The following is a 23912-nucleotide window of genomic DNA, read 5'->3' as shown; positions in this document are numbered from 1 at the left end:
TTACAATTGGAGTACGTAAAGCGTACGAGGAGGATGGGTATGAGACAATTGACGGCGGTACTGCTCGGCGCAGGGAGTAGAGGAAGGTATATTTACGGACCGTATGCGGAAAAATTTCCGAACGAGTTAAAATTCGTGGCCGTAGCCGAGCCGGACGAGGAACGCAGAACGAAGTTTGCGGTTATTCACGGCATCGCCCCGGACCGGGTGTACGACTCTTGGGAGAAGGCGTTCGAGCAAGGCCGCATAGCCGATATAATGATCATTTGCACCTTGGACAGAATGCACTACGTGCCTGCGATGACGGCGATGGAGCTGGGCTATCACGTGATGCTGGAGAAGCCAATGTCGCCTTCCTTAGAGGAATGCATTCGGCTGGAGCGTGCCTCGCATAAGTATAGGCGGCTGCTCGCCGTGACGCACGTGCTGCGTTATTCTCCGTTCTGGTCGGGCATCAAGAAATGCATCGCGGACGGAGAGCTCGGCACCATCGGCACGATTCAGCTCACCGAAAATGTCGGCTATCCGCATATGACTCACAGCTACGTGCGCGGCAATTGGCGCAACTCCGCGGAGACGAGCCCGATGATTCTGGCCAAGTCCTGCCACGATCTGGACATTATCTCCTGGCTAATGGATCAGCCCTGCACCGGCGTCAGCTCGTTCGGCTCGCTGCTGCACTTCCGCGAGGAGAACGCTCCGGCAGGCTCGACCGCGCGCTGCATCGACGGCTGCGAGGTAGAACGAGAGTGCGCCTTCTCCGCGTTGAAAATGTACATCCAGCCGCCGCATCATCCGTGGGCGCGCTATATGACGAACGATCTGTCGCAGGAAGGCATCCTGACCGCGCTGCGGGAAGGACCGTTCGGTCGGTGCGTGTATCGCTGCGACAACAACGTCGTCGACCATCAGGTCGTCAACCTGGTCTTCGAGAATGGAGCGAACGCCTCGTTCATTATGTCCGGCTTGACGCAAAGCGGTACGCGCCGGGTTCAGATTATGGGCACGCAGGGCGAGATTATCGGCGACATGGACAAGGGTGCTTTTACGTTGTACAGATATGTGACCGGCGAGCAGGTCGAGATTCGGTGCAATGTGGAAGGCGACGGACACGGTGGCGGCGACGAGCGCATGGTCGCTTCGTTCCTGCGCGGCGTGCGCGGCTTCGACAGCAATCCGTCGCAGGGCCTGACATCGGCGACCGCCTCCCTGCAAAGCCATCTGATGGCCTTCGCCTCCGAGCATTCGCGACTGAACGACGGAATGGCGGTCAAGCTGGCGGATCTGTATCGGACGGAAGTCGTGCTGGCTTAATACGGAAGGAAGAGAGCCGATCCATCGCCAAAGCTGCGGATCGGCTCTTTCTAGAGTTCATTTTGGAAGTTTCATCTGCCGATCGATACCTTAGAGTTGAATAACTCCGACTAAAGTAAGAATCGCAGCGACGATGCCCAATATAAAAAAGATACCGAAATACCATTTGATAAACCTCGTACTGAACCCCGACGTAGCTGTGAAGGCCGTTCCGAAAATAATCGCCCCAAGAATCATGACACTGAGGAACACGATAAAAGCATTGAACATGTTGCCCACCTAAGCCTCTCTCGAATAAATACACTCCGCGACGTACCGCGATTAGTTGCTGAGTTGCTGCATAAACAACATAAAGCAACTTCTTGATTTTCTCTATACCTCGTAAGGGGTATTTTCATGTCGTATTTGGAATGTTGCTCCATTCCGGCTTGCATTCTATAGGCTTATAATAGAGGCGTTAGAGAATAAGATATTAGGAGGATACCCGATGGATATCAAGGGAAAAATCGAAGAGATCGTAGAGCGCGTCAAAGCCGACAAGGATTTCTCTTCCAAGTTCATGAGCGATCCCGTAAAAGCCGTTGAATCTGTGATCGGAATCGACCTTCCGGACGCCCAGATCAATGCGCTCATCGACGGCGTTAAAGCGAAGCTGACCGCCGATAAGGCCGGCGACATGCTCGGTTCTATTAAGAAGTTGTTCTAATGTGTGTAAATCGAGGAGGCTTATGCGCAATTGCATGAGCCTCGCGTTTGCCAACGTAAAAAAACCTAGCGGATCAAACTCATCAGGGTGTTAACACAATCCTTTGCACAATCGGGCATAGTTTTGATGAACGCGGTTTGGTTCGTTAGTAAGTAATAACATTTTCGAATACGTCTTTAACGTTGATAATGAAATCATCATAAAGCGACACTTTGAGATTGAGGGCAACTTCTGATTTTTCTTCTTCAGTCATCTCCTCCCAATCTCCATCGGGAATAACGGTATAAACATCATCTAATTCATATTTGCCGTCTTTCAATAGATAAACTTCAACAGACTTTTCATCCGGGCTGATAATCCAGTACTCTTGTACGCCATGCTGTTCGTATAGTATCTTTTTGTCGCCTCTATCCCTACGTGCTGTAGACGGTGAAAGTACTTCAACGATTAAATCAGGTGCGCCATATACGCCATCTCGTTTGATGATATCTCGGTTACAGATAATCATGCTATCCGGTACGACCCTATTTTGTTCATCCAGATGAACATCCACGCCGTCAGAAAGATTGATACACCTTTTCCCTTTCAAATAAACACCAAATAATATAGACAAATTTACGATGATCTTATTATGGTTAACGACTGGACGCGGTGACATCATAATGGTTACACCATTAATCATTTCAGAACGCTGTTTAAAAAGCCGATCGTCCATTGCCATCCAAATCGCCTCCCTTTTGTAGAAATTCAACACCCACGGTATTATTCCCAGTCTATGGCTTCATAGTCCGTTACTTCTCTCAATTTATCTTATGCTATTTCGGCGATCAGTAACGCCGATGGCATTGGGGCACTCTCATCTTCCTCTAAGCGAAGACGTTCCATTGTAGATTTCAATCCACGCATCCGCGTGGGTTGCGACCCTGTAAGCTCATCTTAACCTCTCCTTTTCGTAATTTCAATCCACGCATCCGCGTGGGATGCGACCGCTGTACCTGGTGCGTGTGACGTAGACCAGGTATTTCAATCCACGCATCCGCGTGGGATGCGACTTACGTGTTCGTCATTGACACTGGCCGAGACGAAATTTCAATCCACGCATCCGCGTGGGATGCGACTATCGCCGTCCAGATATCGAGCTTGTTCTCAACATTTCAATCCACGCATCCGCGTGGGATGCGACGACGGCCGTCGGAAACGTCAGGAACAAGTCGGCGATTTCAATCCACGCATCCGCGTGGGATGCGACTGATTGGCTTATTAATGTCAAGGGCGGAACAAAAATTTCAATCCACGCATCCGCGTGGGATGCGACCCTGATAAACGCCCTTTTTAACATCATGAATTGATTTCAATCCACGCATCCGCGTGGGATGCGACTTACAGAGTTGGCGCTTGTCGTTCCGTCATATGTATTTCAATCCACGCATCCGCGTGGGATGCGACTCCCATGACCCAACCTAATGAGCAGTTAATAGAATTTCAATCCACGCATCCGCGTGGGATGCGACTTTAAGAGCTTCCTGCCCTCTTACGGGGGTTGTATTTCAATCCACGCATCCGCGTGGGATGCGACTCTGACCGAAGGTTAGCGCGTCTTGAACGCTTAATTTCAATCCACGCATCCGCGTGGGATGCGACGTCCTGCCATCGCCTTTCCCTCCTCGTTTGAACTATTTCAATCCACGCATCCGCGTGGGATGCGACAACTCAGGGGAGCGGACCGGGAGACCGGCGTCAGATTTCAATCCACGCATCCGCGTGGGATGCGACAACAATGAGGGCGTAATTGAAATCAGCTATAACATTTCAATCCACGCATCCGCGTGGGATGCGACGTGGTTCAGCACAAGATACTGCGGGAGCTAGGTCATTTCAATCCACGCATCCGCGTGGGATGCGACTTCTCCTCAACGCTGTAAGCTGCTCTCGTTTTAAATTTCAATCCACGCATCCGCGTGGGATGCGACTACCGATTGTACAAGGATGGAGAGTTTATTTCGATTTCAATCCACGCATCCGCGTGGGATGCGACTCATTTTGGACGTTGGTGACGTTGAAACTGAGTACATTTCAATCCACGCATCCGCGTGGGATGCGACAAAGAGAAACCATCTTGTGTGATAATGTATTTAGATTTCAATCCACGCATCCGCGTGGGATGCGACTTTAGTCGTCCCCCATTCGTGAAACTTGAGATAATTTCAATCCACGCATCCGCGTGGGATGCGACTCCCGATTCCTTGAAAAAGTTCAAAGCACTTTGTAATTTCAATCCACGCATCCGCGTGGGATGCGACATGGAAAAGGCGATCGTGCTTCAAGGCGTAATCATTTCAATCCACGCATCCGCGTGGGATGCGACCCCTTGGACGGGGAGCTGCCGCCGATGTTGACCCATTTCAATCCACGCATCCGCGTGGGATGCGACCTCCCAGTCCTCCACGGATGCTGTGACAGCCCCGATTTCAATCCACGCATCCGCGTGGGATGCGACTCCCCCCGCTTAACCACACCAGGCCGTAGGTCTGATTTCAATCCACGCATCCGCGTGGGATGCGACCTGGCCGATAATCTCTAATAGTTTTTGCCGATAATTTCAATCCACGCATCCGCGTGGGATGCGACTACAGCCGGGGAATGTGGAGTTTATCTTCGGTTAATTTCAATCCACGCATCCGCGTGGGATGCGACGTGCAGGCAGCTGGGATACCGTCGACAAGAGGCAATTTCAATCCACGCATCCGCGTGGGATGCGACAATAATCCAATGGAAGGTGTGGACAAGCCGGAAATTTCAATCCACGCATCCGCGTGGGATGCGACGATCAAGAACTCCTCCATGACGACCGCCTCCACAATTTCAATCCACGCATCCGCGTGGGATGCGACTAACGAGGGAAAGCCCGTTATCAAACGGCCAAAATTTCAATCCACGCATCCGCGTGGGATGCGACGGATCTGCGGACGTTGCCGCTTACAGAGCGCAAATTTCAATCCACGCATCCGCGTGGGATGCGACTGACCTTGCTGCCGCTCTTGAGTACGTCCAAGATATTTCAATCCACGCATCCGCGTGGGATGCGACGTCAAAAACACGCCAAAGTGGGTGCGGGAGCCGAAATTTCAATCCACGCATCCGCGTGGGATGCGACCAGCATCTCGAGCAAGAGATCCGTCGGCAGATCATTTCAATCCACGCATCCGCGTGGGATGCGACCGCTTCGTCGTCTCGTCCTGAGAGACTGCTCGAGAATTTCAATCCACGCATCCGCGTGGGATGCGACTGAGATGTGATGCTACAATCTAGTTAAGTAAAAATTTCAATCCACGCATCCGCGTGGGATGCGACTAACGGATCTAAAGCGTTCAACACGGAATACATATTTCAATCCACGCATCCGCGTGGGATGCGACTATACATCAGGCTGATGATTCGTTAAGGCGGAATTTCAATCCACGCATCCGCGTGGGATGCGACTTTTACGGGATGCGATCGGGGACTTGCCAGACCCATTTCAATCCACGCATCCGCGTGGGATGCGACCTTGGAAGGGGACGAGCCGCCGCCGATGTTAACGCATTTCAATCCACGCATCCGCGTGGGATGCGACCGGTGAAATGTGATACTACAATCTAGTTAAATGATTTCAATCCACGCATCCGCGTGGGATGCGACATTGCTTCTTTTTTCTCTTTCATATTAAGTTCCAATTTCAATCCACGCATCCGCGTGGGATGCGACGCATCAGTATGGCTCCAACGAGCCATTGCTGTAATTTCAATCCACGCATCCGCGTGGGATGCGACAGAATGTCCTCGGCAACAGATTTTCCGGAAAAGATTTCAATCCACGCATCCGCGTGGGATGCGACAAAAGCTCCCCGGCCCTGTTTCGGTACTTATTAATTTCAATCCACGCATCCGCGTGGGATGCGACCGCCAATAGGCGGCTTTTTCTTTTGCGTAGGAAGATTTCAATCCACGCATCCGCGTGGGATGCGACGGACGTTTCAGGAGATCCAATCATGCGTGAAGTAATTTCAATCCACGCATCCGCGTGGGATGCGACACTGTTGGAAAGGGAAGAGTATCATCATTAAGTATTTCAATCCACGCATCCGCGTGGGATGCGACAATGCCAAAAAAGTAAAGTAAATTATCTAATTGAATTTCAATCCACGCATCCGCGTGGGATGCGACGATCTCGTCCGGCGTCTTCCGTTTCCAGTCTGCATTTCAATCCACGCATCCGCGTGGGATGCGACTCCGCCATATCCGGTTTGCCCAATTCGGGTAATATTTCAATCCACGCATCCGCGTGGGATGCGACTCTTGACAGCCTTGGGAAAGCCGACATCGAGAACATTTCAATCCACGCATCCGCGTGGGATGCGACTATCTGCGACTGCTACTGTTTATCTTGTTACAGGATTTCAATCCACGCATCCGCGTGGGATGCGACGTCCCTGCAACTGCCTTTAATCAACCGGAGCGGATTTCAATCCACGCATCCGCGTGGGATGCGACTTCTCCTTTCGTGGTCAGTTCAACCTCTGTTTTTATTTCAATCCACGCATCCGCGTGGGATGCGACGTAGTGATTCCTGCACCATACCCGCTCGATCGTATTTCAATCCACGCATCCGCGTGGGATGCGACTTCCTCCTCGTGTGTAACGCGTGGGATGATAAGATTTCAATCCACGCATCCGCGTGGGATGCGACAAAAAATAGATAATTCCGCGCGCTGCGGATTTTATTTCAATCCACGCATCCGCGTGGGATGCGACGGAGGGGGAGGCGGATATGCCTACCGGACAAAAAATTTCAATCCACGCATCCGCGTGGGATGCGACGCTTACCGACCCGACCTATGAGGCATGGGATAAATTTCAATCCACGCATCCGCGTGGGATGCGACTTATCGATGTTGGATTTAACATCACCTATTGAGATTTCAATCCACGCATCCGCGTGGGATGCGACCTAACTCTATTAACTGCTCATTAGGTGTTGGTTATTTCAATCCACGCATCCGCGTGGGATGCGACGGCGAGGTTACGATAAATCTCCGCATCAGCAGTTATTTCAATCCACGCATCCGCGTGGGATGCGACGTTTAATTCTAAATGGAAAGATCAGTACGGATAGATTTCAATCCACGCATCCGCGTGGGATGCGACTCCGACAAGGAGCATGTGGAAAGGCACATCGCGATTTCAATCCACGCATCCGCGTGGGATGCGACACTTGACGAGGTGCTCTATGGTAATCTCTTTCAAATTTCAATCCACGCATCCGCGTGGGATGCGACAGCGATTTTGAGCACAAAAAGGCGAAAACAGCCTATTTTCTTGCTTCAAATCACGTAAATCAACTTAATTCACAGATAATCACTCAGAAAATTAAATTAAATTCCAATAAATTAACTGTTTTCTGGTGCGAATCCCCCGGGGAAATCATGTGAGCCTCACATTCGCACCAGAGATTCGCACCGATTGTAGCACCAAGAGAAGCATAGACTCCCCGCCAACCCCATCTGTCAGAAAATCAAAGGGCCCTCTAAATCGAGAGACTGTTTGGCTCCGACGTGCTCCACTTTGCTCTTGTAGTTGTTACCCAATTGATAGAATCTGAGGCTGTCCGTCTCCTCGTCGATAAGATCAATGAGCTTAAGCTTTAATGTCGTAAACTGTGCAGCGTCTACGATACACTCGAAGACAGAGTTTTGAACGCGCTGGCCATAAGACAAGCAGGCTTTCGAAACCTGCCGCAGCCTACGCTGTCCGGCGCTGCTCACGGTGCTGACATCGTACGTAATGAGTACAAGCATACCGATTCACCTACTTCCATAAGAAAGGCGGATACTCATCCAGGTCCCCTCGTAAATACCTCGCCAGCAACAATGACTGCACATGAGGCAGCAGTCCCCATGAGATTTTCTCCCCCAGATACGGGTGTGTGATTTTCTCCTGCTTCTTGTTCTGCCATTCACTCAGGAAGCTTCTCCTTGCTTCATCCTTCATGATGACGGCGCCGTTTTCTTTTTTCAGGAAATCGTCCTTGCTCACCATACGCTTATTAATGAGAGTAAGAACGAATTTGTCCGCATAGACGCCTCTCAGTTCTTCCATAACATCCAAAGCCAAGGAAGCTCGACCCGGGCGATCACGGTGCAGAAACCCAACATAAGCGTCCAGACCGACACCTTCCAGCGCAGATGCCACATCGTTGGCCAAGAGTGTGTAAGCAAACGACAGCATCGCATTGACGTTATCGAGAGGAGGGCGCCGGGAACGAATGTGAAAATAAAAGTCTTCCTTCTGCTGAAGAATCATCTGATCCAACAGCTTGTTGTAGCTGATCGCGGCTTGTCCTTCCAATCCCCGCAATCTTTCCAAATCCTCGCAGGCTCTGACCTCCAGAATAATAGCGGAAAGCTGTTGGGAAACCTCCTTGAACTTCTCCACATCCACGCGCATCGGATAATCCCGGGTCGCTCTTTCAATCATCCACTTCTGGTTGTAGATCTTGCCGACGATAAAATTACGCGCGATATGCGCAGATTGCGTCTCGTCCTCCGACACTCGATACTGCTTCTTCCGCAGAACGACGTTGCCTCGGCTTTCCCCAATAACGCGGGCGAGGAATCGACCGTTCATGGTGAGAAACACCAGGGAAATATTGCGCTCCGCACAGTATCCCATCAGGGCAGGGCTGGCGCCGGTATATCCAAACGAAACAACCGACTCCAGATTATGCAGCGGCACTCTGCCCAGCTTCTCCTGCTCCTTCTGCAGCACGATATTGTCGCCGTCCAGCGATAAATAAACGTCCGGCTGGGTTACAAACAAAGAATTAAGCAGCTTTTTCATTCTCTGATTTTCCCTTCGACATAGCTTTTTACCGTTCGTTTGTTCATCAATTCCGGCAGGCAGATCGATTCGAGGGAGCAGCTTCGGCAGAAGGAACCGGTTGCCACCTTCGGCGTATATCGTCGTTGATAGTAATCCTGCATTTCCGCAAAGACCGATTTCACCTTCTCCTTGACTTCGATCGTTAGCGGAACTTCGACTCTTTGCTTGATTTCGTTGTAAAACAAGTAGCCGGTATCGACGGGACTGAGCAGCATTTCCTCCAGACAGATCGCTTGTGCCGCCAGTTGCAAAATATCTTCATCCTTCGATTTCGGCCGGCCCCGCTTGTACTCCACCGGATACGCGAGAAATTTCCCTTCCGTACCCGCAATCTCCACGCCGCGATCATCGCGGATAAACTCGACTACATCGCAGATGCCCGAAATTTGCAACTGATTCGATTTGACCGGCATCGCCCGAACGATCAACCGATCTCCCCGCTTCTCCCGCGTGAACGGCTGATCCGCCTTCCGGTGCAAGTGCTGGCCCTCAATCGTTCGAACATTTTCCTCCCATTGCTGCTCGATATGAATGAAAGCCCACTGCCGTTTGCAAAACTGAAAATGCTGAATGCCCGACAGCATCAAATAATCGTCTTCTTTATTGTCCATCGATCATCTCGATAGTTAGCCCTTCCAGCGTTTGCACCTTAAACTCGTAGTCGGTGAATCCTTTTGGCTCCTCGGACAGCTTCTCCCAAGACAGGGAACGGTGAACCTTCGCGGATGAAAATTGGCCCATTTTGGAGCGATGCTCCCACCAGTATACTTTGTGAACTTCCATGCTCCCTTCCGGTCTGGCCGAGGATGCATCATTCTCGAACAAGGTGATCAGCGCTTGCTTGATCCTCTCGGCATCTTCGTTCGTAAAACCTGTTTTCTCAGCCAACTGCGTGTTGATACTTCCGTAGAAAACGTAGACTCCCAAATCGACCCTATGCTTCATCCCCATCGTATCGGAGCCCCTCTCCTTGCCGGGCTCGGAATTGACGCTCTTCGTAATCTGCGTGCTCGTAATATCGATCGGGTCCAGGCTTGTCGCCGTATGGATCGACACGGGGCCTCTAACGCCAACGGATACACTGGAACCGCCCTTATCCGCTTTGAAAGCGAAGACTTGGCCGAAGCTGCGAACGTCCAGCCATTCCAGACAAGCGATTCTGGCAAACTCGTCATTGGACGCCGACTTCGATTTCAAAATCTTCTCCAGTTCGGCGTTAGCGTCGGCCCGCTCTCTCAAGCTGCCATAGGCATCTGACTTCCGATCGTTGGACTGCACGAAAATCGCTTCCCCCATATCCTGAAGCCGGTTACGGATTTTTCGCTTGATCGCAACGTCCGAAATCTCGCCATAGCCGTCGTAATTTTGCCGTGGGCGATTGCCGTTCAGCGGGTCTCCGTTCGGGTTCGCTTTCGTTACGGACAGAACAACTGCAAAATCGATTTTATGATCCAAAATCGTCATCTCGATCTCTCCCTCTTATTTGGATGTTTCCGCTGCCCTCTGGATTGTCCTTCTTCTGATAGAGTTCATGCCGCTGACTATAGAAGCCTAACAAATAAAGCCCGGACAACGGCCTGTTATTGAAATCGGCGATCTGAATCCTTGAAGCCACTTCATCTATAATTTTCGACAGATAAGTCCCCTTCGTACCCAGTCGAGCCTGATAAGGCTGCAAGCAGGACTGAATCGTGCTCCAGGTTCTCTCCGGATGTCTGGCAAAAGCGTTCATATAACGAATCGCATTGGTCGCACGAGTTTCCTCCGAGCCTAATGCTCGCCTTTCAAGTACATCGGCAACAGCCAGCAAACGGCCAAACAAGTAATCCCGGTGATTGTTGCCCTCGTCTAATGCCACGTTTAATTCCTCCTCCCCATTAATCAGAGCACAGGCGATGCTTAACGTTTTCTCCCATTCCCAGTTGTCGAGCGCAACCGGATTGGAGGCTCTATGAATTGCGCTTCCGATAATGTCCTCGGGAACTTTGCGCTCATCCGCAATGCACGGGAAGATGCGCTCCACCAGCCCTTTGACAATCTTATCGTCCGCACGCGGCCCATACGCCGCAAAAGCAATATCCCTCGGTGCCGGTGCCCCGTAAAACTGAATGAACTCTCCCGCCTCATTTTTACGGTAACGATGCAGCCAGGCATGCGTGGAATGCCACTTGACCAGCCGATCGATGTACAACTGCTTGTCCATATTGCGGTAATAGAGTACAGCCATACGTCCCGTTGTCGCCGAGTCCAAAATCAGAATATTGACGTTCTCGCCAGACTCCTTCGCAATCCGGCTCCGATACCCGTCGAGCGCCTTGGCGACTTCCCTCGCATACTCGAGATAGGTGTATGATATTCTTTCCTTAACCTGTGCGGTTTCCGGCGCGAGCGAGAACGAATCCTCGGTCATCCCCGGCTGATCCAGTTCGGTATTTCCCCAGACGAGAAACACGCGTCCGTCAATAATTTTGCCTTGGCGATTAATCAGCCACTTCAGCGCATTGTGAGCCTTCTGGGACACCTCGTAGCTGATACTCGCTGCTTCCCGGCTCAAAGCGAATCGTCCCCGGAATGTAAACCCGCTCGTATCGTTGGCTGAGATCAGCTTCGCTTTATCGCCTGCGTTGCGGATTTTATTCGCATGCTTGTCCGTTCCCGGCTGCCGCCGCCCCGTCACATAGCACAAGTCCTCGTCGCCCAACCGACTGCCGTAGTATTGAATGAAAGAATCGTACATTTCCGGGTCTTTCCACACGACGTTAAAATCATCGTCCGAACGGACGTTAAACCGAACGAACAAGCCCTCTGGACCGCCAACCATTACGGAGAAAATAGGGGGCTTCACACCCTCCTGCTCCCACTTGTCGAGCAGTCGGTTATTCGCATCTGCATACAAAACCCGGTGCTTCACCAAATCCTCGATTAGCCTGCCTCTGCGCAAATAGCGGTAGATACTGACCACTTTAGGAATGGCATAAGGGGATTCCACCCACTCTCCCAACTGCTTGATATACGCTGCGAAGGGATCTTCCTTCTTGATTTCCCCTCCGTAGGTGACAAAATCGCCTGCAACATAGCTCAGTTTATCGTGCAGCGGATAGGGGGCCACCTTCGCTCCGGCGCGGCTTGCGGAATCTTCGGTACAGGGAATTAACGTGCTGGCATCGCTTTTATCGATCACCTCTGCAGAGTGGAACTCTCCGTCCGGAGTAATTTGCACCTCAATGTGCGCATTTTGCGTTGTATGGGAGATCGGCAGCAGCGTAAATTCCTGATCGTTGTATGATTTTTTCTCGATTTTGCCGACGAGGTCCAGATTGGACTCATAGGTTTGATACAGGTTTAACAGCCAACTCATGGATTCCCCCCCACTTCCAATTGTGCAAGCAACTCGTCCGCCGATTCGACTTGAGCTGGATCGAAGCGCTTGGGCAGCATATTCGCGATCGTTCGCACCTGGGGACACTGTTCAGGCCGGATAAATTGGATAATGCCGTTCTTCATGACCGGGCTCCACAAACGGACTTCCATTTGATCTCTGCCTGTCTCGTCGGGATAGTTAAGGCCATGAACCATCGTGCCGAGGTGGATGTCGCCGTAGCCATCATAGAAGCTCTCTCCTTCTCCGAATGTGCAAGGTTCCACATAACCCTGACACTCCCTGGAGCCCAGGAAAATATCCCGGCGTCCTCCCACATGCAAAGCCCTCTTCAGGATGTTGTGATGCTTATGTTCATTCCGGTCGTAAGCCATGTCCGGACGGTTCAGGTTGAACTCGAAGTGCGCCCGTACCTGGTACTCCACGTCCTTCAAGTACGTGTAGTTGGCTAGCGTGTTGCCTCCGCCGTACTCCATTGGTCGAATGCCCTTCGACTCCATTCGGATCGCTTTCATCACCCGGATTTCATCCACGATCATGAGCAAGGTGGGCTTCCAGTAAACCGATTCCAGCACTCCCTTAATGGCTTGGTAGGTTGGCACTTGATAGGAAAGCTTTTCGCCCCCAAGCTTTGTTAGCGGGTCGGTGAATAGAGCGTATTTGCCGTGAACGACAAATTCTACTGCGTTTCTCATAATCCCCCTCCTTTCTCACTATTCTGACAATTAAATTCTACATAATATATGGAATATGTTCAAATGTTAATGTTTTCGTTCTAAAATATCCCGAGATCAAATCCACTATCATTCTCCGCATCCAGCCCGAACTTCTGATGGTATGCCCCCGCTCGTAGCGCCCATACCTTCCCATCCAGCAGGCTGACCAGGCCGTCATTTTGCGCCAGCTTGTCCAACTCGTATTTGAACACGTTAACCGAATATTGCTGGGCTTTGCGCAAGAGCTGCGACAGATTCTCGATTGTTCCCGCTCCGTTCAACTCGGCAATCAGTTCTTTACCTTCGTCCCCGTAGGGAGCCAGAACCGATGTCGTCATGCTCTCGATCACTTCAAAATACTCGGCTGCGGTTCGGTAGCTGTTGACGATAAACAACGGCAAAGACTGCCCCTTACTTCCTCTATACTCAAGGTTATAGGAGTTTCTATTTCTATCCGTCATCAGCAGCTCGACCATATTCTTCTGAAGCTTACGAACCGAATAGTTCAAGCTGGACTCAAATGCCTTGTAGAACTCCTTAAAATATCGTTCCATCGCCCCCACCGACAAAATCTGTCCGCTATATTTGCTAGAGTCGAGCTTGAGGTCCGTCAAAATTTTCCGTGTAATCCTCTTCCCTACTTCGATTTCCGGCAGCCGGCTCAAATTCTCTTCGGCATGATCAATCACGTACACATTCTGTATGCCCCGCTTCCCATGGCGGTTACATCTTCCGGCCGCTTGAGCAATGGAATCCAGCCCGGCAAGCGAACGAATGACGCAGTCAAAGCTGACATCCACCCCCGCTTCAATTAACTGTGTACTAATGCAGATGACTTTGTCCTCGTTGGACAGATGCTCCTTCACCTGATCCAGAATCTGTTTGCGGTGCGCGGCACACATCGAAGTGCTCAAATGGAACACCGGTACGTCGCTTCCCTCCAACAATCCGAATAATCTTTTGACCACCGTCTTCGTATTCAAAATGACCAGTACGCTCTGAACTTCACCGATTTTCTCCGCAACGAAATCTGCTAGCTTGTCGCTGTCATACACCTCTTCTGTCGCTCGATCGATGATCTCCACCCGTTTGAAAGCATCAACGACCCGATCCAGACGCTCAACCATCTCTCTATCTTCACTCACATCCAGCTTGCGTTCGACGAAGTCCAGTGCGGGCTGCGTTGCCGTACACAGAATCAGACTGGATTTCCCATACGTTTTCAAGAAATTAAGCGCGTGATTAAACAAGGAAACGCATTTGACCGGAACCTTCTGTACTTCATCGAAAATAATGACCGCTTCGCTCAAATTGTGCAGCCTGCGTATGCTCCTGCTCCCTTTGGCATAGAAAATGTCCAGAAACTGCACCATCGTTGAAAAAATAATCGGCGAATCCCAGTTGTCTTTCGCCAGCTTGAGCTTCTGCCGAACCGTGATTCTACCGTCTTCTTCCTCGTCCTCATCGTCGTCTTGAGCGACATTGGAATGGTGCTCCAGCAGGTTCCCATCGTCTCCCAGAATGCTACGCACCTCGGCAGCATTCTGTTCAATAATCGTCGTAAAAGGCACAATATAGATGATTCGCTTCATCCCGTAATCTATCGCATGCCGCAGGGCATAACGCAGACTGGCTAACGTTTTGCCGCCGCCTGTCGGAATTGACAACGTATAAATGCCGGACGGCCTTGCCCCAAACCGTTCGCATTGCTCCGACATCTCTCTTCGCAATCGATTGATCGACGAATCCGCATCTTCATGCTGGGCATAGCCGGCTATTCTCTCCATCAATTTATCGTAATACGCGCTGAACAGAGCCTTTCGATCCTCTTCCGGCTCCGGCGACTGATCCTCCTCGAAAGCTCTCGTATTGGAACGATCGGCGTCGATCAAGGCGCTGAACACATATTTTGCGAGAAACATCAGCTTGCTTTCATTGCTTTCCGAGGATGACCGGGTCAGATATGCCTCCAATTCTTCAACAGCCTTTGAGACGTATTGCCTAAACTCCGCTTCGCCCATTACTTCTTCGAAAAACCGCCCCTTGGCTTCTTCAAATTCACACAGCTCTTTATCGCGAACGCGACGCAAATAATCCGATTCCAGACTTTCATTCAGAAAATCGTGAAGATACGCATGATGAGAAATAATCGTATTCCCCACCACTTCGGCCAAAATCCACGGATAACGATCCTGCTGACCCGAATGCAGTCTCTCGTACAGCAATTTCCCTCCCGCCGTGGCGTGATCGACGCTTCCTCGCTTCGGAGGAGTATCAGGGTTGCTCACTGCTTCCTCCAAATATTGCTGAAACTCCTGCGTATATTTGCCCAGATCGTGAAGTACTCCCGCTAGACCGGCAATATGCTTAACTCCAATCTTCTCTCCGAACCCTTCCGCCAATTGCCGGACCTCCAGCAAGTGCCCCTTCACACTTTGACTTGCTCCATCGCCGGCTCGTACATGTGCGACATATTCTGCGACCAAGGGATCACCTTCTCACTTTTGTTGAGACGTATATCCCTATATTCAACAAAAATCCCTAAAATTCCTTTATTTCGCATGAAAATATTCATAGGACTTAAGATTCATGGAGGATTAATACAAAAACAGGAGGAGCACGGATGGATGCAGTTCGACATTTTTTACGAGGATGTTTTTATGATATAATTTTCCATGTACAACCGCCTTGGGTAGGAAATACATACCTCCAGCAGGAGGTGATGTATATGTCGTTTTCGCTTTTAGAAGTTATCGGACTAGGAATGTTCCTCTTAGCCCTACTAACTTACCTAAAACGAAAATAACCTGCCCTAAGGTTAGCGCCAAGGGGGCAGGTTATTTTCTGTCATACTCAAATTTCTTTTCTTTGCTCGGAGGCTTCCCACTCAAGCGTTGTGCGGGAGAACGGTGTTGGCGCACCGTTCTTTTTTATGATTTAAGTGTAAATCACCAGCCGCATTTTTGCAACGTTGCCGTCACACTGAATGGATACCGATCCCCGGGGGGACGAATTGAAGCAATCCCGCCCCGCATATGTTATATTTTGATCAATATTCAAAAAAGTAGGGTTGAGCATGAACCATCTTCAATTGGAGGAGCTGCTTCGAGGCCTGGATGCGGTCGAACGCATTCAGCTCCGTACGCGCGAGAATGTCAACGACTTCGACGGCGGAGAGCTTGCAGACGAGCCCGACGGAATTCCCCGCATGCAGGGCAAGTATTTTTTCGGAAACGATTCGGTGTCCGTACACAAGCATCACCGATTCGCCGTCATGCCCGTCCATAAGCACGATTTTATCGAATTGAACTATATGTACTCCGGTTCGTGCGAGCAGCGGATCGACGGCCGGCAGGTGACGCTGCGCCAGGGCGACGCCTGCTTAATGGATCGCAATGTGCCGCATGGCATCGCGCCGTTGGAAGAGAACGATATCCTTGTGAACCTGCTGCTGCGCAAGGAGGCGCTCGCATCCGCTTACCCGGACCGCATGCCCGAAGGAGGAGCGGTCGCAAGCTTTATCGCCCATGCCCTGTCCGAGCGGCAGCGGCACGGAAGATACATCGTATTTCGTCCCGGACCATATGCGAAGCTGCACGGTCTGATGCGCGATATGATGTGCGAATTTTTCGACCCGGACGGACATTCCGCCGATCTACTGCGTCACTGCGTGCCTATTTTGCTCATCGAGCTGATGCGTATCTACGACCTTGATCTCAACTATGAGCCGGAGCCGTCGCTTCCTCAAGGGGTGATCCGGGATGTGCTGCTCTATATGGAAGAAAATCCGGGAAGCTGCACGCTGGCCGAGCTGGCCGAACGCTTCCACTTCAGTCCCAAATACTTGGGCAGCCTGTTGAAAAGCCGAACGGGCCTCACCTACACGGATTGGGTGCAGCGACAGCGGCTGAACCGGGCAGCTCGGCTGCTCATGGAAACCGACGCAAGCGTCGATGAGGTCGCCAGACAGTGCGGGTACGAAAGCCTTGGATTTTTCTACCGGAAGTTCAAAGCCCGCTTCGGCCGGACGCCCCATGATTTCCGCAACGCTCCACGCTCGGGGCCTTATAATCCGTAACGGCGGATCAGGTAAGTCGGCGTACAGCTCCAGGCATGGCAATAGCTGTTGATCAGGGGGCTGCCGTATGGAGAGAAGTCCGGATTGCCCGGATCGTACAGCTCCCAGAACGTATCGGCCCCGTTCTTCAGCATGCCTCCCCAGTATTGCTTGACGAGGTCCACCGCCTCGTCCTTCAAGCCGACAACAAGAAGCGCCTCCGCGAGATGATGGTACATGTATGGCGTCGTCGGTGCGATATCCGGCTTCGTGCTCAGCAAGCGCCGCATCAGCGTTCTGTTCTCTTCCGACGGCAGAACTTCGGCAAGTGCCATCCAGATTTGCGCGGCCCAGGATACCTGACGTCCTTCCCCACTGACGAAGAAGCCCTGCTTCGCATCCCACAGCAAGTCCAGCGCCGTCCGCCGCGCGTCGGCAAGACAGCGTTCTAATTCGCCGATGCTATCGCATTCGACCGCCTCGGCCAAACGAATAGCGCGTTTCAGCGCATAAATAAGCACGGCATGCGACGGGGCTTGCTTATTTAGCGATTCATGCCAATCGATGAACGACCACCACGTTTCCTCGTCCCGCACGATACCGCTGTCGTCCAGCTGCTCCAACGCCAGCTCCACTTGACGGCGGGCAGTCGGCCATAGCTCTTGCAACGTATCCCTCTCCCCGGTCGCTTCATAATAATCGTACAGGGTTACAGTGAAAAACAACGAGTAGTCGAACAGATACGTATCGTCCGCGATCAGCTCCGGCGCAATGAAAAGATTGGCGGACACCCGCCCGCGTTCGTCGGACACCCCGGCGAACAGATACAGGCAACGCTTGACGAGCGCGTCGTTGCGGAACGTCGCGTAATTCGCCAGCGCTTGCAAGCGCAAGTCGCCCAGCCACAATCGGCGGTCCCGCTTCGGTCCGTCCTCGAATACATCCTGCGTGCAATCCTCCAACGTTCTCACGCTGATCCGGTCGATGTCCCGCAGCAGCGGATCGACATGATCGAACGGGATAACGTTCGCTCTGTCCGCCGAAGTAACGGTCATGCATTTCAGATTAAAAAAGCTTACGCGATACTTGGGGGAAGTGTCCAGCACTTCGAGCTTCACATACCGGAAGCTGTAGCGCCGCGGCAAACTCACTTTTCCCGGGAGTACGTCCACGTACAGCGTCTCCTCCTGCAGCCACGAGCTGCTGAGCGAGCCGTCGTAGCTTGCGAACGGCACCGCCATCTCGACCGGCATCTCTCCGAACGTCAGTCTCAGCTTCAGCGGCGCATCCGGAGGACTGCCGGCCGGCCTAACCTCGAACGACAAGTATCCGACGCGGTGATCGCCGACTGCCCCTTCCCGAGCTCCCGGCTCTCAAGCGAGCCGATCTCCGCATCGCGCACCGCACGCCATCCGTGCATCGCCGTATCGTCGGCTTCGACTCTCGCAAGCTGAGCTGGTTCGACCTCCTCGCTATAAAATTCGGGCTTAAGCTCATCTGCAATCCGAATGAACCGTTCATTGCGCACAATCGTCGTCTGAGCCGCTTGAAATTCGGCTTGATCCGACATGATCCTCGACCTCCATCGTAACGTTTCCTCCACCCTACCTCTTTTCGTCCGCCGGCAACATGCCCGATCGCCTTGTTTTTTTATCCGATGACCGGATTTGACCAATAAAAAAGAACGACAATTTTCGTCGCTCAATTAACAAATGTTCGGTTCGCTGATCGTTGCGATACTGTCCTTTAAACGGAAATAGACCGCCCCCCCGCAAAGGAATCGGTCTATTTCTGCCGCACTTCCTATAAGCCTACCGCCCTTAAAAGCGGCTGTTGTGGGGAGTCGTGTTAGCCGCACGGCTCCTTTACCATGAATCTCATTCTGAGTATATTATAGCATAGCCTACTCAGAAACGTCATACTTTTCCAAAAGGAGTTCCCGAACTGCCCCCCGTTAAGTAAATATTTTGGTTATCGCCCCTGCCGCGCGCCCTTAAAGAAAGGCGGCCTTTCCGTCAATCGCGTGACGACAAGACCGCCTCTCCTAATCGCGTCGCACGCGATCAGTACAAGCTGCTCATGATTTTGTAGATCAACACGGCCGCTTCGGCTCTCGTCGAAGAAGCATGCGGTTTAACGGAACCGTCGCTTCCCGTTACGATTCCGGCAGCTGTCAACGCTGCGATACTGTCCGCCGCGTAAGCGGCGATTTGCGCGCTGTCCGCGTACTGCCGTAAATCCGACGCCCGTCCCACGGCCAATTGCTTGTTGACGATTCGCATTGCCTTCTCGGCCAGAACTATCATATCCTGCCGGGTAATGTCGGCGTCCGGTTCAAAGCGGTTGCCTCCAATCCCGCCGGCAATGCCCAATGTTCTCGCAATGCCAACCTCATTGTAATAATATTTGGCGGGGGAGACATCGTCGAACGACTGGTTTGCCACCGCGTGAAGTTCCAGCGCCGTAACGAGCAGCTTCATAAACTCCGCTCTGCTAATTGAAGCAGCTGGATCGAAGGTTGCCTCCGTTCTTCCGTTAATAATCCCTCTGGCGCTCATCGCTTCAATCTGCTTCCTGGCCCATGGATATCGGTCTAAATCCGCGAAAGACTTCTCTACATAAGTAACGGCATACTTGCCCGCTTGCACGGCATTAAACGTCACTCGGCCCGTTGCCGCATCGTATTTACCGCTTGGTACCGGCGAGACATTGCCCGCCTCGTCAACAAACCATACGATAATATGCTCGGGATTCAGCCGTTCTTCCGCTGTCGGAACATAGGGAATCTGTACGTGGATTGGAGTGTTAGAGTTCCGCCAAGCGACCGCTGAATCGTCCAACCGCACGCTTAAGTCGATGGCCGGCCTATCTCCGACAGCCTTTCTAACCGCCTCGCTCCATGCGGATTTATCCGCCGATCCGATCTGTAGGCTTACCGTTTGCTTGCCTGAGGTATTCATCGTACCCAGCAGGGTGACGGGAACATTCAAATCGCCGGCAGCGCTGAGAACATGAATCCGCTGCGCCCCCTCCTTCCGATCAAGGGCAGTCTTCGGAAGCGAAACAACATAGCTTGCCGCCCCCGCCTTATGAGGAACCTCGATGGAAATCGCCCCCGCACCGCTGGCCATCGCATTCGCCCATGCTTGCTCGATACTTTCTTGATCGACCGTCGAGATGGAGTTGCCGGATGACGCAGCGAGAACGGAATCCGGCTTTATTGTGCTGCCCTTAACTTCTGTCGATGTCTGCTCAGGCGACGCAACTGGGCCGCCATAAGAGCCCCCCGTATTCCCGGTCCCTCCCGTTCCGCCTGAACTGGAAGTGGTTGCAGATACCGCATGCGACAACCCGGATTCCCCATGATCGTTAACGGCGCTAACCTTATAAAAGTAAGATTTGCCAGATGCAAGTCCCGTATCGGCATATTTGTCCGTCGCGCTGGTGCCGACGAAGCCATATTCCCCGTCCGCCGCAACCGCCCGATAGATCCGATACCCGGTTGCCCCAACTGACTCCGCCCAATTCAGGTTGATGGCAGATGTTCCTGCCGCGGCCGCCGTTACGATCGCAGGAGCGGCAGGCGGTCCGTTCGTTGCGCTACCTGCTACTGTAACGATAATCGGAAGGGTCAGCCCGGTCTGCTGATCGGAATTCCGTGTCACCTTCAGCACCAGTTCGACCGCGGCATCGGCTTCGGGAACCGCAATCCGACCGTCGAGCGCGATGACTTCCTCTCGGCTTGAGCTCGCGATCTCAATTCCATACCCCTTCGGCACACCCGGCAGTTTAAGCAGCGTATCTTGCGCCGACGGCGCAGTCAAGCTCCGAATACCGGCGGCTACCTCCGTCGCTGAAGGCGCGAATACCTCGACTTCGGCCAGCTGCATGCGGTATTGATCGGCATCGAACGGAGCCGAACGCAGCTTCGTGCCGACGATCTTGACGTATCTCGCCGCTGTAATACCGTCAAGCGCAAACGACTGCACCTCCCCTGGCGCAGGCAGCGCATAATCCGTTTCGCTGACTACAGTCTCCCAATGCGCATCGTCATTGGACACTTGAACCGTAAAATCGATCGGAAAACCGTAGCCTTCACGATCCGCATCGTTGCGCGGATATAGATCGATTCGGTTCATCGGCACGATGCGTCCCAGATCCAGCTTGATCCATTCCGAGTGGTCTACGCCAAGCTGGTCGGCGCTTGTCCAGCCGAACGGAGGCTGTCCGTCCAATCCCCGAAGGCCGTCCACGGCGAACGACTTGCCCCATACCTCGGCCTCAACCGTGCTGGAAGTCGTAACGGAGGCGGACAGAGCCAGATTGCCGTCAAGCGCGCCAAGCTCCACGCCCGCTTCCCCATCGGTCACCGTAATCCGGAATTGTGCCGTCAGCTCCGGCCTCTCGGCCGCGCGCACTGTAACCATCGTCGTGCCTGGCTTTAAGGGCCGAACCGTCCCGTTATTCCTAACGATAGCGACAGACGGATCCTCCACGCTGAACGTCAGCATCCGATTGCTTACAATTTCCCGCTGCTCGTCCGCCCTTAAACCGTGCACCTCGACATATCCGACTTCGGTGGACGACTGCTGCATATTTTCAACGCTTAGTGCAACTCTGTCCCCTAGGTTGATCTCCGCCATCTTGAAGTTAACCGGCCCGTAGCTTCGCGCTCCGGAGCCCGTCAACATCCGGTCCCCGGCATGATACGGTCCGAGAACCGTGCCTTGCGAGGAATCGTACGTCAGCGCTACGCCGCTGTTATGGAAATAATCGCCGCCCGCCTCTTCCGATGAAGTCATATAGTAGTCCTGGTTGGGCTGCAATACAACAGCTTCGGAAAGAGGACTATACTTGAAGCCCGCTTCGTCCGGCCGGCCTTTCGCCATGTCGATATCCGTCTCGGCCACTTTGTTCATTGCATGATCGTAAATAAACAACGTATGAATGCGATTGCTCCCCGCCGTGTAATACCTCCCCAATTGGCTGACCGTGATCGGGTTTGCCCCGGTTCTGAAAGCGAAGCCCAACCCCTGCGGAACCGTTACGTGGTTAAACAATTCATTGTTGGGACCTGTCGTTACGTCCGCCTTGGTAAAAAATGCGCCCGAATCCCTGAAATCGACGGGGATCCATTCGAACGCTCTTCCGTTAAAAATCAGATGGTATTCCTCGGCAAGCTGCGGAACCGAGATGCCCGGAACGAGCGCGGATACGACGGCCTGATCCAGAGATAACGTCAGGCTCGTCACCCCCGGCTTCAACCCGGTTAACGTACCGTCCGGCGCGGCTGTAATAGCACTGGAAGGTTCTACGGATAATTTAACGAACCGATTGTCCAGCACGATGCTCTGTCCGTCCGCCATATATCCGCGATAAACGGGTTTGAACTGCTTAGGCGCAGACGTCGGCGCCATCTCGGCAATACCAATGGAACGAACATGCTCGATCTGCTTCCATTGCTCGGAATCGGAAGATTTGCTTACGCCGAGGCGAATGACGGTATCCGTCTCGTTCCAGGTCTCTCCCTCCGGAAGGGTAATGGCATACCCCCCGGCATTCTGAACTAGAGACAGAGGGACATCGCTCGCCAGCAAACGGGCTTCATGAAACTCTCTGCCATCGAAAGCGCGATCGATCTGCAGTGTCTGTCCAACGGGAGAGTTCAGTACATGAAGGTACACGTACTGCCCGTCCGCCGAATCCGTCGCCACTCCCCACGTATCGTTCTGCGTCGTGTGCGGATAAGTGATATAGGAGGTGCTGGGCCGCGTACCGAACAAGGACGGACCGATCTCGGCGATCTTCTCGCCCAATCTTGCAAACTCGGCTTCGACGCCGGGCTCCCACTCATTGTTGGCATACGGTCCCGTCGCCCACTGTATACCGCCGTTGCGTTGACCAAGCGTTGCGGCCAAGCGAACCGTATATCTCAGCATGGATTCCGCGTTGTAAAGAATAGGAGTGTTGTACCGGGCCCACCATTCCTGGGTCACTCTATTATTCTCTTGGCCGGACGAGGTAAGCCAATTGTCCGTATTCGCGTCGATGCCGCCCATCGTTTCGGAAGCGACAAAATCGGAAAGATGCGGAAATACGAGGCTGTCGTTATAGCGGATGCCGTAATTCACCCATACGGCTGCTTCCGGGTTATATTGGCGGACGGAAGCTTTAAGCCTCGCGCCGTCAATGCGGTCGGAGCCGGGGGCGCCGTCGAACCAGAAGCCCGCGATCTGCCCGTCGTAGCGATCCCCGATTTCAACGATTAAATCGTTAATGAACTTATTCCATAACTCATAGTTTCCCCAGCCGGTCAACGCCTGCTGCTCCGTCGTCAGATCGTGGCCGTCAACGGGGTGGAAGTACAGAACCAGCTTGATATTCCGAGCCGTCAGCGCGGCGAGCAAATCCCCGATCACATCTCTGTTCGAAGCTTTGCCGGGCATGATCGCATTCATTGTTTCACTGGGGTACAACGCGCTCATCCCCGCATGAAATACAGTAAACGTAACGTATTCGGCACCCATGCTCTGCGCCACGTCCGCGAACCTCTCCTCGTCGAAGCCATCCGCCAGCGCGTTCACGTCGGCGACGGGATTCCCCCCCGGGCTGTCGTAAGTGTGACCATACTCATAGCCGGGATACGAATACGTGTAGTGAACGAAGAGGCCCATTTTCGCGTTCGAGAAGAAATCCAGATTCCCTCCCTCGACTTGCCCTTCCGCCGCCTGCGCGATCGACGGTCCCCCGGTCATGACAGGCGGCGCGATAAGCGCCAGAATCGCAAATGCGAGCACCATTCTTTTTAATCGGCTAATCATGC

At 52.6% G+C, this 23912-nt stretch carries 15 protein-coding genes and 1 CRISPR repeat array; of the genes, 3 read left to right on the top strand and 12 right to left on the bottom strand.

Annotated elements, in window-relative coordinates:
* Positions 1-39 precede the first annotated feature (39 nt).
* Entirely contained in the window at positions 40-1314 is a 1275-nt protein-coding gene (locus tag DFP98_RS18520) for a Gfo/Idh/MocA family protein (protein WP_116062083.1), read from the top strand.
* A 90-nt stretch (positions 1315-1404) separates the two neighbouring features.
* On the opposite strand, the gene DFP98_RS18515 is transcribed toward DFP98_RS18520, so the two are convergent.
* Positions 1405-1584 (bottom strand): hypothetical protein, encoded by a 180-nt coding sequence (locus tag DFP98_RS18515; protein ID WP_147310230.1) that lies wholly within the window; start codon positions 1582-1584, stop codon positions 1405-1407.
* Positions 1585-1801: 217 nt separating this feature from the next.
* On the opposite strand from DFP98_RS18515, the gene DFP98_RS18510 reads away from it, so the two are divergent.
* A complete protein-coding gene (locus DFP98_RS18510; RefSeq protein ID WP_116062080.1) occupies positions 1802-2020 on the top strand; it encodes a hypothetical protein in 219 nt (72 codons plus the stop codon).
* A gap of 145 nt (positions 2021-2165) precedes the next feature.
* On the opposite strand, the gene DFP98_RS18505 is transcribed toward DFP98_RS18510, so the two are convergent.
* From DFP98_RS18505 to cas3, 8 genes are all read right to left on the bottom strand, one after another.
* Positions 2166-2741 carry a Uma2 family endonuclease gene (locus DFP98_RS18505; RefSeq protein WP_116062079.1) on the bottom strand — a complete coding sequence of 192 codons (576 nt, stop codon included), beginning with the start codon at positions 2739-2741 and terminating at the stop codon, positions 2166-2168.
* 169 nt (positions 2742-2910) lie between these two features.
* Positions 2911-7334: a CRISPR direct-repeat array (repeat unit 32 nt; unit sequence ATTTCAATCCACGCATCCGCGTGGGATGCGAC).
* A gap of 228 nt (positions 7335-7562) precedes the next feature.
* Entirely contained in the window at positions 7563-7853 is a 291-nt protein-coding gene (cas2, locus tag DFP98_RS18500; protein ID WP_116062078.1) for a CRISPR-associated endonuclease Cas2, read from the bottom strand.
* Positions 7854-7863: 10 nt separating this feature from the next.
* A complete protein-coding gene (gene cas1c / locus DFP98_RS18495) occupies positions 7864-8895 on the bottom strand; it encodes a type I-C CRISPR-associated endonuclease Cas1c (protein WP_116062077.1) in 1032 nt (343 codons plus the stop codon).
* Positions 8892-9548: a CRISPR-associated protein Cas4 gene (cas4, locus tag DFP98_RS18490; protein WP_116062076.1), complete on the bottom strand. Its 657-nt coding sequence runs from the start codon at positions 9546-9548 to the stop codon at positions 8892-8894. Before cas4 ends, cas1c begins: the two co-directional genes overlap by 4 nt.
* Positions 9538-10401, bottom strand: a complete 864-nt coding sequence (gene cas7c / locus DFP98_RS18485) for a type I-C CRISPR-associated protein Cas7/Csd2 (RefSeq protein ID WP_116062075.1) — start codon at positions 10399-10401, stop codon at positions 9538-9540. Before cas7c ends, cas4 begins: the two co-directional genes overlap by 11 nt.
* Positions 10382-12295: a type I-C CRISPR-associated protein Cas8c/Csd1 gene (gene cas8c / locus DFP98_RS18480; RefSeq protein ID WP_116062074.1), complete on the bottom strand. Its 1914-nt coding sequence runs from the start codon at positions 12293-12295 to the stop codon at positions 10382-10384. The genes cas7c and cas8c overlap by 20 nt, the downstream gene beginning before the upstream one ends.
* On the bottom strand, positions 12292-13011 hold the full coding sequence (cas5c, locus tag DFP98_RS18475; RefSeq protein ID WP_116062073.1) for a type I-C CRISPR-associated protein Cas5c: 720 nt from the start codon (positions 13009-13011) through the stop codon (positions 12292-12294). Before cas5c ends, cas8c begins: the two co-directional genes overlap by 4 nt.
* A gap of 80 nt (positions 13012-13091) precedes the next feature.
* Complete coding sequence (cas3, locus tag DFP98_RS18470; protein ID WP_246016589.1) at positions 13092-15464, bottom strand: CRISPR-associated helicase Cas3'; 2373 nt, start codon at positions 15462-15464, stop codon at positions 13092-13094.
* A 644-nt stretch (positions 15465-16108) separates the two neighbouring features.
* On the opposite strand from cas3, the gene DFP98_RS18460 reads away from it, so the two are divergent.
* Complete coding sequence (locus DFP98_RS18460) at positions 16109-17110, top strand: AraC family transcriptional regulator (RefSeq protein WP_116062070.1); 1002 nt, start codon at positions 16109-16111, stop codon at positions 17108-17110.
* Here DFP98_RS18460 and DFP98_RS18455 read toward each other — a convergent pair.
* The 3 genes from DFP98_RS18455 to DFP98_RS18450 form a co-directional block, all read right to left on the bottom strand.
* Positions 17098-18414: an alpha-L-rhamnosidase-related protein gene (locus DFP98_RS18455; protein ID WP_246016588.1), complete on the bottom strand. Its 1317-nt coding sequence runs from the start codon at positions 18412-18414 to the stop codon at positions 17098-17100. The two genes, DFP98_RS18460 and DFP98_RS18455, sit on opposite strands and share 13 nt — an antisense overlap.
* Positions 18366-18659, bottom strand: a complete 294-nt coding sequence (locus DFP98_RS39795) for a hypothetical protein (protein WP_246016587.1) — start codon at positions 18657-18659, stop codon at positions 18366-18368. Before DFP98_RS39795 ends, DFP98_RS18455 begins: the two co-directional genes overlap by 49 nt.
* A 493-nt stretch (positions 18660-19152) precedes the next feature.
* Positions 19153-23910 carry an S-layer homology domain-containing protein gene (locus DFP98_RS18450; RefSeq protein WP_116062069.1) on the bottom strand — a complete coding sequence of 1586 codons (4758 nt, stop codon included), beginning with the start codon at positions 23908-23910 and terminating at the stop codon, positions 19153-19155.
* Positions 23911-23912 lie beyond the last annotated feature (2 nt).

The sequence above is a fragment of the Cohnella phaseoli genome (assembly GCF_003386235.1).
Lineage (GTDB): Bacteria > Bacillota > Bacilli > Paenibacillales > Paenibacillaceae > Cohnella > Cohnella phaseoli.
The sequence above is the reverse complement of the archived record's forward strand: the minus strand, read 5'-3'. Positions and strand labels throughout refer to the sequence as shown.

Bases quoted from the DNA above. Each gene is read 5' to 3' on its own strand.
- DFP98_RS18520 (WP_116062083.1), top strand. From the start codon at position 40: ATGAGACAATTGACGGCGGTACTGCTCGGCGCAGGGAGTAGAGGAAGG.
- DFP98_RS18515 (WP_147310230.1), bottom strand. From the start codon at position 1,584: ATGTTCAATGCTTTTATCGTGTTCCTCAGTGTCATGATTCTTGGGGCG.
- DFP98_RS18510 (WP_116062080.1), top strand. From the start codon at position 1,802: ATGGATATCAAGGGAAAAATCGAAGAGATCGTAGAGCGCGTCAAAGCC.
- DFP98_RS18505 (WP_116062079.1), bottom strand. From the start codon at position 2,741: ATGGCAATGGACGATCGGCTTTTTAAACAGCGTTCTGAAATGATTAAT.
- cas2 (WP_116062078.1), bottom strand. From the start codon at position 7,853: ATGCTTGTACTCATTACGTACGATGTCAGCACCGTGAGCAGCGCCGGA.
- cas1c (WP_116062077.1), bottom strand. From the start codon at position 8,895: ATGAAAAAGCTGCTTAATTCTTTGTTTGTAACCCAGCCGGACGTTTAT.
- cas4 (WP_116062076.1), bottom strand. From the start codon at position 9,548: ATGGACAATAAAGAAGACGATTATTTGATGCTGTCGGGCATTCAGCAT.
- cas7c (WP_116062075.1), bottom strand. From the start codon at position 10,401: ATGACGATTTTGGATCATAAAATCGATTTTGCAGTTGTTCTGTCCGTA.
- cas8c (WP_116062074.1), bottom strand. From the start codon at position 12,295: ATGAGTTGGCTGTTAAACCTGTATCAAACCTATGAGTCCAATCTGGAC.
- cas5c (WP_116062073.1), bottom strand. From the start codon at position 13,011: ATGAGAAACGCAGTAGAATTTGTCGTTCACGGCAAATACGCTCTATTC.
- DFP98_RS18460 (WP_116062070.1), top strand. From the start codon at position 16,109: ATGAACCATCTTCAATTGGAGGAGCTGCTTCGAGGCCTGGATGCGGTC.
- DFP98_RS39795 (WP_246016587.1), bottom strand. From the start codon at position 18,659: ATGTCGGATCAAGCCGAATTTCAAGCGGCTCAGACGACGATTGTGCGC.
- DFP98_RS18450 (WP_116062069.1), bottom strand. From the start codon at position 23,910: ATGATTAGCCGATTAAAAAGAATGGTGCTCGCATTTGCGATTCTGGCG.